Genomic DNA, 12,427 nt, shown 5'->3' on the forward strand with positions numbered 1-12,427 from the left:
CGTCGACACGCTCAAGGACACGCTGCGCATCTTTGCCGAGATGGTGGGCGGCATCACCGTGCGCCGCGAGGCCATGGAGGCCGCCGCCCTGCGCGGCTATGCCACCGCCACCGACCTGGCCGACTACATGACCAAGAAGGGCCTGCCGTTCCGCGACGCGCACGAAGCAGTCGCCCATGCGGTCAAGACCGCGATCGGCCAGGGCGTGGACCTGTCGGAGCTGCCGCTGGAAACCCTGCAGGGCTTCCATCCGGACATCGGCGCCGACGTGTACGAGGTGCTGAGCCTGCGCGGGTCGCTGGAAGCGCGGCGCACGCTCGGCGGCACCGCGCCGTCGCTGGTGCGCGAGCAGGTCGCACGCCACCGCGCGCGGCTCGCCTGAGGGCGGCGCCCGCGCTTTTTCTTTTTCTCCTTTTCAGATTCGCCTCAGGCCGGCGCGGCAGCATCGGCGTTTTGCACCGAACGGAGGACGGCCGTGCGCCTGCTGCTGGTGGAGGACGACGCGATGATCGGCGAGGCGCTGCTCGACCTGCTGCGGGCTGCGCACTACGCCGTGGACTGGGTGCGTGACGGCGCGATGGCCGAGACGGCCCTGCGCGACGAAACCTACGACCTGGTGCTGCTCGACCTCGGGCTGCCGCGCCGCGACGGCCTGGAGGTGCTGCGCAGCCTGCGCGCCCGGGGCGTGCGCACGCCGGTGCTGGTCGCCACCGCCCGCGACGCCGTCGCCGACCGGGTCGCCGGCCTCGATGCCGGCGCCGACGACTATGTCGTCAAGCCCTATGACACCGACGAACTGCTCGCCCGCATCCGGGCCCTCCTGCGGCGCGGCGACGGCACGGCGGGGCCGGCGTACAGCCACCGCGGCGTGACGCTCGACCCCGCCACCCGCGTCGCCACCCGCGACGGTGCGCCGGTCGTGCTGTCGGCCCGCGAATGGGCGGTGCTGGAGCCGATGCTGGCCCGCCCCGGCGTGATCTTCTCGCGCAGCCAGCTGGAGGGGAAACTCTACGGCTGGAAGGACGACGTCAGCAGCAACGCGGTCGAGGTCTACATCCACGGCGTGCGCAAGAAGCTCGGCGCCGAGCTGGTGCAGACGGTGCGCGGGCTCGGCTACATGGTGCCGCGGTGACCGCCAGCGCCCGGCCGTCCCGCCCGCATTCGCTGCGCGCCCGCCTGCTCGGCCTGGTGCTGGCCTGCATCCTGGTCGGCAGCGCGGTGCTGGCGGGCACGGCCTACCGGGGGGCGCTGCACGAGGCCGATGCGATGAACGACCTGCACCTGCAGCAGGTCGCCCAGTCGCTGCGCGCCAACGTGCCCTTCGGCGCGCTGGGCGGGCTCGGCGGCGGCGCCGACCTCGACCTGCTGGTGCAGATCTGGGGGCCGGACGGCGCCGAGCTGTACCGCTCGGCCCGGGTGCCGCTGCCCCAGCGTGCGGTGCTCGGCTTTTCCGACGTGACGCAGGACGGCGTGCGCTACCGCGTCTATTCGATCCAGACCCCGCTGCAGACCGTGCAGATCGCCCAGGACCTCGACGCCCGCCAGCGGCGCGCCCGTGCCCAGGCGCTGCGGGCCACGCTCCCGGCGCTGCTGACCGGACCGCTGCTGATGCTCGCGGTCGCCTGGGTGATCGCCCGCACGCTGGCCCCGGTGGAGCGCATGCGCCGCCAGGTCGCCGCGCGGGCCGCCGACGACTGGGAGCCGCTGCCGGACGACCGGCTGCCGGACGAGGTGCGGCCGCTGGTGCAGGAGCTGAACCTCCTCTTCGGCCGGACCCGCCAGGCCTTCGCCGCGCAGCGCCAGTTCGTCGCCGATGCCGCCCACGAGCTGCGCTCGCCGCTCACCGCCCTCAAGCTGCAGGCGCAGGCCCTCGGCCGGGCGCCGGACGATGCGGCCCGTGCCGTTGCGGTCGGCCGGCTGTCGCAAGGCATCGACCGGGCGATCGCGCTGGTCGGCCAGCTGCTCGACCTGGCGCGCCAGGATGCGGGCGGCGGCGCGGCGGCCGCCACTGCTCCACCGGCCGGCGTGCCGCTGGACGCGCTGGTGCGCCAGGCGGTCGCCGATGCGGTGCCCCTGGCGAAGGCGCGCGGCATCGATATCGGCGTGCCGCAGCTGGACACCTCGCGGGTGACAGCCCACGCCGATGCGCTGGCGATGCTGCTGCGCAACCTGCTCGACAACGCGGTGAAGTTCACGCCCACTGGCGGCCGGATCGACGTTTGCCTCGCCGACGCGCCCGGCGGCGCGCGGCTGACGGTGGACGACAGCGGCCCCGGCATCCCTGAGGAAGAACGGGCGCGGGTGTTCGACCGTTTCTACCGCAGCCCGGATGCGGCCGCCGGCGGCAGCGGACTGGGCCTGGCGATCGTGGAGGCGGTGGCGCGCCGCCATGGGGCCGCGCTGCGGCTCGACCGGGCGCCGCAGCTCGGCGGCCTGCGGGTCGAGGTGCGATTTCCGCCGGTCGCCACGCCGGCCTGAGCCCGCCGGCCTAAGACCCGCCTAAGGCAGCGGGGCGACCATCACTCCATCCCACAACCCGGAGTGATCCATGCGACTCGATTCCCTGACCCGTACCCCGACCCGCCTGATGGCGGCCCTGCTGGCGGCCGGCGCGATCGGCGGCGCCGGCGTGTCTGCCGTCGGCTTCGCCCACAGCCGGGTGCAGGCCCAGCCGGCACCGGCCGTGATGGCGGCGGCGCCCGGCGCGGCGGTGGCGCTGCCCGACTTCTCCAGCATCACCCGGCGCTACGGCCCGGCGGTGGTGAATATCAGCACCGTCGGCAGCACGCAGGTCGCGGATGCGGACGACGACAGCGGCGGTGCCGCGGCCGGCCTGCCGAATGACCCGTTCTTCGAATTCTTCAAGCGTTTCGAGCAGCAGCAGGGCGGCGGCCGGGGCCGTGCGCCCAAGGCCACGCCGAGCCGCGGCGTCGGCTCCGGCTTCATCGTCAGCCCGGACGGCCTGATCATGACCAATGCCCACGTCGTCAAGGGCGCGAAGGAGGTGACCGTCAAGCTCACCGACCGCCGCGAGCTGCGCGCCAAGGTGCTGGGCGCCGATCCCAAGACCGACATCGCGGTGCTGAAGGTCGATGCGCAGAACCTGCCGGTCGTCACCCTCGGCAAGAGCACCGACCTGAACGTCGGCGAATGGGTGCTGGCGATCGGTTCGCCGTTCGGCTTCGAGAACACCGTCACCGCCGGCGTGGTGAGCGCCAAGGGCCGTGCCCTGCCGGACGACAGCGCGGTGCCCTTCATCCAGACCGACGTGGCGGTGAACCCGGGCAATTCCGGCGGGCCGCTGTTCAATGCGAAGGGCGAGGTCGTCGGCATCAATTCGCAGATCTACAGCCGCACCGGCGGCTACCAGGGCGTGTCGTTCGCTATCCCGATCGACCTGGCGACCAAGATCCGTCAGCAGATCGTGGCGCACGGCAAGGTCGAGCATGCGCGGCTCGGCGTGTCGATCCAGGACGTGAACCAGGCCCTGGCCGACTCGTTCAAGCTGGGCGCGCCGGAAGGTGCGCTGGTCGCCAATGTCGAGAAGGGCGGCCCGGCGGCCAAGGCCGGCCTGGAGAGCGGCGACGTGATCCGGGCGATCAACGGCCAGCCGGTGGTGACATCGGCCGATCTGCCCGCCTTCGTCGCCCTGGCCACACCGGGCGACACGGTGAAGCTCGACGTCTGGCGCCAGGGCAGCACCCGGCAGATCACCGCGACCCTCGGCGGCGCGGCCGACAAGGCGCAGAAGGTGGCCGATGCCGCCGGCGCCGCACCGCAGGGGCGCCTCGGCCTAGCCCTGCGGCCGCTGCAGCCCGAGGAGCGTGCCGAGGCGGGCGTCCCGGGCGGCCTGGTGGTGCAGGAAGCGAGCGGCGCGGCCGAAACCGCCGGTGTACAGGCCGGCGACCTGCTGCTCGCGGTCAACGGCACGCCGGTGCGCAGCATCGATCAGGTCCGCTCGGCGGTCGGCAAGGCCGACCGATCGGTGGCGCTGCTGGTCCAGCGGGGCGACAACCGGATTTTCGTGCCGGTGCCGCTGGGCTGACGGGGGCGGGCGGTGTACTCCGCCCCTCGGGAAACCGATCTGGGGGACAACCCGCGTGGTAGCTGGCGGCGCCTGCTGCCTGTCAACCGCAGGCGCACCGGCTGCGTAATATGCGGAACTTCCCCGTCGGACCGCACCCCAAGCTGTCCCGCCACCTTTCCTACAGCCCACGATGACCATGGTGACCCCTGCCCGCATCCGCCGCCTGTCCCGCGCTGCCCTCTGCTCCGTCCTGGCCTCCGCCGGGCTGCTGGCGGTGGCTGCGGCTCCGGAGGGCGATTCGCTGGGCATGGCCGGCGTCGGGACGTCGCCGCTGTCGCGGACGATGCCCAGCGCCGAGATCCGCTGGAAGTCGAGCATGGCCGCCTTCGCCGCCGCCGACCGCGAGAAGGCACCGGCCGCCAACGGCACGCTGTTCGTCGGCAGTTCCACCATCCGGATGTGGAGCCACCTGGCCCAGGATTTCCGCGATCTCCCGGTGATCAACCGCGGCTTCGGCGGCTCCACCATGGCCGATTGCCACTATTTCGTGAAGCAACTGGTCGTGCAGTACAAGCCGCGCCAGGTGCTGGTCTACGCGGGCGACAACGACCTGGCGGTCGGCCGGACGCCGGCCCAGGTGCTCGACAGCTTCAAGGGCTTCGTCGAGACCGTCCGCCGCGAGCTGCCGGACACCCGGATCGCCTACATCTCGATCAAGCCCAGCCCGTCGCGCGAGTCGCTGATGCCCAAGGTGCGGGAGGCGAACACGCTGCTCGCCCAGTACGTGCGGTCGCTGCCCAATGCGGCCTACATCGACATCTTCCACCCGATGCTCGACGGGGCGGGCGCGATCCGCGCCGACCTGTTCGGTCCGGACCGGCTGCACATGAACGAATCGGGCTATGCCCTCTGGCAGTCGGTGATCCGGCCGTACGTGCTGCCGGAAACCGGCGGCGGCACCGCCGCCTTCCAGACCGCCGACTATCGGCCCTGATCCGGGACCTGCTGCGGCACGGTGCGCGGCGAATCCTCCGCCGGCGCCCGGGCATCCAGCCAGAGTGTGGTGCGGGCGACCGCGTAGAGCGTGCCGAAGCAGCCGACCAGCAGCAGGATGTCCTGCCACCACGGCCGCTGGAAGTTGGCACCGAACAGGCTCAGGACCAGCAGCACCACCACGAGGTGCGCGCAGAACACCGCGAGCGAGGCCTGCCCGAGCGTCTCCAGATAGTGCTGGCGCGGCAGCCAGCGGGCCCAGGTCGGGCCGAAGCGGATGGTGACGACCGTCAGCGCCAGCAGGTCGATCAACCGCAGCGGGCCGAGCAGCCATTTGTCGAACAGCAGGTTGAGCTGCTCGTTGGCTTCGAACGGCGCCTGGCCGACCTGGTGGCGCCACACCATCCCGACCACCGACACCGCGATCGCGACCAGCACCGCCCAGGTCGGGAAGACGAACGGCTTGGCGAACGGCTCGTTGCGGCTGGCGCCCATCCAAAGGCCCAGCATCCAGAGGAATTGCCAGCCGTAGGTCGCGAAGGCGCCGGTCTCGTGGAAGGGCACCGGCATCGGCACCGTCGCCGCGGCGGCCGTGTAGATCCATTCGCCCAGCCCGAACTGCGCCAGCAGCCACAGCAGGATGGACGCGCCCATCACCGGTGACCAGCCGAAGCGCAGCGCCAGCGTCAGCACCCAGGGGCTGACCAGCATGAACAGCACGTAGAGCGGCAGGATGTCGAGCAGCGGCGGCTCGTAGATCAGCAGCAGGCCGGAGACCAGCGCGGTCGCCGGATGCTGCAGATAGAACGACATCAGGTCCTTGACCGCCGGCTGGTCGATCCTGATGCCGATGAAGGCGACGACGGTAAACAGGAACAGCAGCGTGGCCGCCTGGCACCAGTAGACCTTGAGCGCACGCTTCCAGAAAGCGCGCTTCATGTCGTCCACGCTCTTGCGCCATGCGATGCGGCCGTAGACCATGCCGGCCATGTAGGCCGACAGCAGCACGAAGCCTTCGGCGGCCGACACGAAACCGAAGGGCTGGCCGAGCGGCGTGGTGAGCCGGGTCGGCAGGTGGGTGAGCGTCATCAGGACCAGCATCAGGCCCCGGAGCGCGTCGATCTCCCAGCGGCGGGTGGGGGAAGCGGTCGGCATGCGGTGGGAGTCGGAAGGAAGCGGCGATTGTCGCTGCTGGGTTGGGCCGACAGCCGGCAGCGTGGCGCGACTGGTTGCAGGACGAAACGCTTTCTGGGCTACCCTCCGCCGCTGGGTCCGACAACGGGGGCGAGGGCATATGAGGCAATTCCTGGGACGCGCCGTGGCGGCGCTGGCGTGCATGGCGGCATCGGCCGGTGTCCAGGCGCTGCAGATCGTCAGCTTCACGCCGCAGGGTGAGGTGGCGCGGGTGCGGCAGGCGGTCGCCAAGTTCGACGCGCCGGCGATCCGCTTCGGCGACCCGGCGGCCCCCGCGCCGTTCGCGATCCAGTGCAGCGACGCCGAAGCCGGCAAGGGCAGCGGCCGCTGGACCGGCGACCGCGAATGGGTCTGGGACTTCGCCGCCGACCTGCCGCCGGGCGTGCGCTGCACCGCCACGGTCCGTTCGGCATTCAAATCGGCCTCCGGCGCCCCGCTGACGGGCGCTGGAAGCTATCAATTCAATAGCGGCGGACCGTTCGTCCAGCAGATCGCGCCCGGCACCTACCAGCGCATCGACGAAAACCAGTTCTTCGCGCTCCGGCTCAACGGCGCCGCCACCGCGCAGAGCGTGCGCGACAACGTCTGGTGCGCGGTCGAAGGCCTGGGCGAGCGGGTGCCGGTCCGGCCCCTCGACGGCGCCGAGCGCACCGGCCTGCTGAAGGCGCTCGGCTGGGACAAGGCCGCCGCCGCGAAACCGCTGGCCTACCCGACCTTCGCCTGCAACCGCACCCTGCCGCCCGATGCCCGGGTGGCGATCGTCTACGGCCGCGGCGTCGCCACGCCGAGCGGCATCGCCAGCACGGTGGAGAAGCGCTGGGAATACCGGGTGCGGGAGCCGTTCACCGTCACCTTCGGCTGCGAGCGCGAGAACGCCCAGGCCGCCTGCATGCCGATCCTGCCGCTGCGCCTGCAGTTCAATGCGCCGGTCACCCGCAAGCAGGCGGCAGCGATCCGGCTGGAAGGCGACAAGGGCAGCGCGAAGCCGCTGGTCGAGGGCGAGGAGGGCGACGGCGACGATGCGGTCGTCAGTGCGCTGCAGTTCGCCGGGCCGTTCGCCGAGCGGGCGAAATTCCGGATCGTGCTGCCGTCGGGCTTCCAGGACGCGTCGGGCCGCGCGCCGGCGAACGCCGCCTCGTTCCCGCTGCAGGTCGCGACCGGACCGCTGCCGCCGCTCGCGAAATTCGCCGCGTCGCCGTTCGGCATCGTCGAGCGCTTCGCCGAGCCCGACAGCGACAAGACCGGCAAGGCACTGCTGCCGGTCACGCTGCGCAACGTCGAGGCCGCCCTGAAGGTGCAGGGCCTGGCGCCGCGGCGCGGTGCGGCAGCACCGGCCGGCACGGTGAGCGACCTGCGGCCGCAGACCGATGCCGACATCGTCGCCTGGCTCGCCAAGGTGGAGCGCTACGACGAAACCGTCGTGCCGCGCGCCCAGGCCGCCCGCGACGTGCGCGGCCCGCTGCCGCCGAAGGTCGGCGACCGCGACGGCGTGGAGGCGCGCAGCGTGTCGCTGCTCGGCGGCCTGGCGGGCGTGAAGACGCTGGCGCTGCCGCAGCCGGCGGGCAGCGAGGACCCGCGGCCGTTCGAGGTGGTCGGCATTCCGCTCGACCCGGGCTTTCACGTGGTCGAGATCGCCTCGCCGCGCCTCGGCGCCGCGCTGCTCGACGCCGGCTACGGCGCGAACCGGCCGATGTACGTGCGCACCGCGGCCCTCGTGACCAACCTGGGCGTGCACGTGAAGATCGGCCGGGAGAACGCCGCCGTCTGGGTCACCACGCTCGACAAGGGCCAACCGGTGCCGAACGCGGCGGTGAAGGTGTCCGACTGCCGCGGCAAGGAGATCGCGGCCGGCACCACCGATGCGCAGGGCATCGCCCGCATCGAGGGCGTCTCGCCCGAGGCGCCTCGCTGCCCGGGCGCGAACGGCGAGGATTGGGGCGGGCGGCAGGCGTATTTCGTGAGCGCGCGCGCCAAGGTCGCCGGCGCCGACGACATGGCCTTCGCCTGGAGCGATTCCAACCGCGGCATCGAGCCCTGGCGGTTCAACGTGCCGACCAGCCAGGCCGCCGAGCCGGACTTGGTGGCGCACACGGTCTTCGACCGCACGCTGCTGCGCGCCGGCGAAACGGTATCGATGAAGCACTACCTGCGCAGCCAGACCCGCGCGGGCTTCGGCATTCCCGCCGCTGCACCCGGCACGCTGGTGCTGACCCACAGCGGCAGCGGCCAGCAGTTCACCCAGCCGCTCGCCTGGCGCACCACCGCCACCGGCGGGCGCAGCGCCGAGAGCAGCTTCGCCGTGCCGCCGGCCGCCAAGCTCGGCACCTACACCGTCGCCCTGCGCTACGACGCGGCGGCCGGCAGCCGGTCGGCCCGCTCGCGCGGCGGCGAAGGCGAGGAGGGCGGAGGCGAGAGCGACAACGCCGGCCGCACGCTCGACTCCGGCAGCTTCCGGGTCGAGGAATTCCGGCTGCCGGTGCTCGAGGGCCGCATCGCGCCGGCCGACAAGAAGCCGCTGGTGCATGTCGCCAGCGTGCCGGTGCAGCTGCAGATCAACTATGTGGCGGGCGGCGGCGCGGCTAACCTGCCGGTGCGGGTGTCGGCGCTGGTGCGCGGCAAGTCGCTGGCCTATCCCGACCACGATGCGTTCAGCTTCACGCCGCCGCGGGTGCGCCGCGACGGTCCGTCCGGCGGCGGCGAGGGCGACGAGGAAGCGCCGCAGGCCGCCGAGGACGCGCGGGTGGTGGCCGACAAGCTGCCGGTCACGCTCGACCGCAACGGCACCGGCAAGGCGACGATCGCCGACATTCCGCAGGCGACGCAGCCGCGCGAGCTGCTGCTGGAGGCCACCTACTCCGACCCGAACGGCGAGGTGCAGACGATCCGCAGCACGCAGACGCTGTGGCCCGCGGCGGTGGTCGCCGGCATCAAGACCGAAGGCTGGGTGTCGGTGAAGCAGGCGATGCGTTTCCAGGCGCTGGCGCTGGGCCTCGACGGCCGGCCGCAGGCGGGCGTGGCGCTGTCGGTGAAAGCCACCGCCCGGATCACCAAGACCAGCCGCAAGCGCATGGTCGGCGGCTTCTACACCTACGACAACAAGACCGACACCAAGGACCTGGGCGAGGTCTGCAGCGGCAAGAGCGACAGCCGCGGCCTGCTGTTGTGCGAGGCGAAGATCGCCGAGGCCGGTGAGGTCGAACTCGTCGCCACCGCCAAGGACGGCGCCGGCAACACCATCCAGGCGGCCAGCGCGGTCTATGTGACCAAGCAGGGCGAGATGTGGTTCGGCGGCGAGGACCACGACCGTATCGACCTGCTGCCCGAGAAGAAGAGCTACGAACCGGGCGAGACGGCCCGCTTCCAGGTGCGCATGCCGTTTCGTTTCGCGACCGCGCTGGTCGCGGTGGAGCGCGAAGGCATCATCGAGACCCAGGTGGTGCAGCTGAACGGCCAGGACCCGACGGTGCAGCTGCAGGTGAAGGACGGCTGGGGTCCGAACGTCTATGTCAGCGTGCTGGCGGTGCGCGGCCGGCTGCGCGAGGTGCCGTGGTACAGCTTCTTCACCTGGGGCTACAAGGCGCCGCGCGAATGGTGGACCTCGTTCTGGTACGAAGGCCGCGAGTATGTCGCGCCGACCGCGCTGGTCGACCTGAGCAAGCCCGCCTACCGCTTCGGCCTGGCCGAGATCCGTGTCGGCACCCGGGCACACAAGCTCGATGTGCAGGTGAAGGCCGACAAGGAAAACTACCCGGTGCGGGGCATCGCGAAGGTGGTGGTCAGCGCGAAGCTGCCCGACGGCAAGCCCGCGGCGAACGCCGAGGTGGCGCTCGCGGCGGTGGACCAGGCGCTGCTGGAACTGATGCCCAACACCAGCTGGAACCTGCTGGAGGCGATGCTGCAGCGGCGCAGCTGGGGCGTGGAGACGGCGACGGCGCAGATGGACATCATCGGCCGGCGCCACTACGGCCGCAAGGCGGTGCCGGCAGGTGGCGGCGGCGGCCGGGGCGCGACCCGGGAACTGCTCGACACGCTGCTGCTGTGGAACCCGCGGGTGGTGCTCGACGCCAACGGCCAGGCGAGCATCGACGTGCCGCTCAACGATGCGCTGACCACCTTCCGCATCGTCGCGGTGGCCGATGCCGGCACCGGCCAGTTCGGCACCGGCGAGACCCGCGTACGCGCGACGCAGGACCTGCAGATCGTCAGCGGCCTGCCGCCGCTGGTGCGCGAAGGCGACGACTACCGGGCCCAGATCACGCTGCGCAACACCACCGCCCAGCCGATGAAGGTGGAAGCGACCGCGCGGGCCACGCTGCTCGACCTGCAGCCGCAGACGGTGGACATTCCGGCCGGCGAATCGCGCGAGATCGCCTGGACCGTAACCGCGCCCGAACAACTCGGCCAGACCCGCGCCGAGGCAATCCTGTGGGAGATCGCCGCGCGCGATACCGCCGGCAATGCGACCGCGCGCGACGCGCTGAAGGCGCGGCAGCGCATCGTGCCCGCCGTGCCACTCACGGTGCAGCAGGCGACGCTGGTGCAGATCGACGGCGCCTTCCGCCTCGACGTCGCGCCGCCGGCCGGCGCGCTGCCCGCGACCGGCGCCAAGCGCGGCGGCCTGAAGCTCGCGCTGCAGCCGAAGCTGGCCGAGGGCCTGCCGGGCGTGCGCGACTGGTTCGCGAACTATCCGTTCATCTGCTTGGAGCAGAAGACCAGCAAGGCGGTCGGCCTGGCCGACGGCAAGCTGTGGCAGACGGTGGCGGCGCAGCTGCCCACCTACCTGGACGGCCAGGGCCTCGCCAGCTACTTCCCGCCGCGCGACGGCCAGGCCGACCGCGGCAGCGATACGCTGACCGCCTACCTGCTGGCGGCGACGCACGAGGCCTCGGCGCTGCACCCGGAATTCGTGCTGCCCGACGCGCCGCGCGACGCGATGCTGGCAGGCCTGGTCGCCTTTGTCGAGGGGCGCATCCAGCGCGACTTCTGGAGCCCGCGCAAGGACCTGGATGTGCGCAAGATCGCCGCACTGGAGGCGCTGTCGCGCTACGGCCGGGCGCAAGGCCGCATGGTGGGCAGCATCGCCGTCGCGCCCAACCAGTGGCCGACGCATGCGGTGATCGACTGGCTCAACATCCTGAAGCGGGTGCAGGATGTGCCGCAGCGCGCCGAGCGGCTGGCCGAGACGCAGCAGATCCTGCGGGCGCGGCTGTCGTACCAGGGTACCAAGCTGGTCTTCAGCACCGAGCGGGACGACTACTGGTGGTGGCTGATGGCCAACGGCGATGCGAACACCGCCAAGCTGATGCTCGCGGTGATGGACGACCCGGCCTGGCGGGACGACATGGGCCGGCTGGCCGCCGACTTCATCGCGCGGCAACAGAACGGCGCATGGCACACCACCACCGCCAACCTGTGGGGCGGGCTGGCGCTGGAGAAGTTCAGCGCGGCGTTCGAGTCCACGCCGGTCGCGGGCCTCACCCGGGCGGCGCTGGGCGGTGCGGCCGCGACGGTGGACTGGAGCCGGGTCGAGCGGGTGAAGCCGGCCGACGCCGCCGGCGCCCCGAACCAGACCACGATGTTCGGCGCGCCGGCATCGCCCGGCAACCTGCGCAACAACGGCATGTTCCTGCCGTGGCCGGCCACCGGCGGCGGCGCGCTGGAGGTGCAGCAGCAGGGCACCGGCCGGCCCTGGCTCACGGTGCAGTCGCTGGCCGCCGTACCGCGCACCGCGCCGTTCAATGCCGGCTATGCGCTGAAGAAGACGGTGACGCCGGTCGAGCAGGTTAACAAGGGCGCCTGGACCCGCGGCGACGTGCTGCGGGTGACCTTGGAAGTGAATGCGACCGCCGACATGACCTGGGTGGTGCTGAGCGATCCGATCCCCGGTGGCGCGACGATCCTCGGCGGCGGGCTGGGCCGCGATTCCGAGATCGCCACGCAGGGCGAGAAGAAGGGCGGCGCCGGCTTCGACGCTGCCTATCCGGCCTTCGAGGAACGCAGCTTCGAGGCTTACCGCGCGTACTACGAATACGTGCCGAAGGGCAACTTCAAGGTGGAGTACACCGTGCGGCTGAACAACGTCGGTGCCTTCGCGCTGCCGCCGTCGCGGGTGGAAGCGATGTATGCGCCCGAGATGTTCGGCGAAGTGCCGAACGCGCGGCTGAAGGTAGAGCCGGCACGCTAGCCGCTGCGCTCGTGCATGGAAGAAGGGCT

At 71.9% G+C, this 12,427-nt stretch carries 6 protein-coding genes and 1 pseudogene; 6 read left to right on the top strand and 1 reads right to left on the bottom strand.

The window, feature by feature from the left end; all coding sequences use genetic code 11:
• From QZ500_RS14865 to QZ500_RS14885, 5 genes and pseudogenes are all read left to right on the top strand, one after another.
• A pseudogene (locus tag QZ500_RS14865) lies at window positions 1–382 on the top strand (argininosuccinate lyase); the annotation flags it as partial.
• 93 nt (window positions 383–475) lie between these two features.
• A complete protein-coding gene (locus tag QZ500_RS14870) occupies window positions 476–1,132 on the top strand; it encodes a response regulator transcription factor (protein WP_295856182.1) in 657 nt (218 codons plus the stop codon).
• Window positions 1,129–2,478 (top strand): ATP-binding protein, encoded by a 1,350-nt coding sequence (locus QZ500_RS14875; protein WP_295856183.1) that lies wholly within the window; start codon window positions 1,129–1,131, stop codon window positions 2,476–2,478. The genes QZ500_RS14870 and QZ500_RS14875 overlap by 4 nt, the downstream gene beginning before the upstream one ends.
• A gap of 70 nt (window positions 2,479–2,548) precedes the next feature.
• Entirely contained in the window at window positions 2,549–4,045 is a 1,497-nt protein-coding gene (locus QZ500_RS14880) for a Do family serine endopeptidase (protein ID WP_295856184.1), read from the top strand.
• A 289-nt stretch (window positions 4,046–4,334) separates the two neighbouring features.
• Entirely contained in the window at window positions 4,335–5,021 is a 687-nt protein-coding gene (locus tag QZ500_RS14885; protein ID WP_295856206.1) for an SGNH/GDSL hydrolase family protein, read from the top strand.
• Here the strand turns inward: QZ500_RS14885 and QZ500_RS14890 are convergent.
• The gene (locus QZ500_RS14890) at window positions 5,009–6,175 is read right to left on the bottom strand and encodes an OpgC domain-containing protein (RefSeq protein WP_295856185.1); all 1,167 of its coding nucleotides are present in this window, start codon (window positions 6,173–6,175) and stop codon (window positions 5,009–5,011) included. The two genes, QZ500_RS14885 and QZ500_RS14890, sit on opposite strands and share 13 nt — an antisense overlap.
• 139 nt (window positions 6,176–6,314) lie before the next feature.
• Between QZ500_RS14890 and QZ500_RS14895 the strand changes: the two genes are divergently transcribed.
• Window positions 6,315–12,398 (top strand): MG2 domain-containing protein, encoded by a 6,084-nt coding sequence (locus tag QZ500_RS14895; RefSeq protein ID WP_295856186.1) that lies wholly within the window; start codon window positions 6,315–6,317, stop codon window positions 12,396–12,398.
• Window positions 12,399–12,427 lie beyond the last annotated feature (29 nt).

Origin of the sequence: uncultured Xylophilus sp. (assembly GCA_913776965.1) — a bacterium.
Classification (GTDB): domain Bacteria; phylum Pseudomonadota; class Gammaproteobacteria; order Burkholderiales; family Burkholderiaceae_C; genus Xylophilus.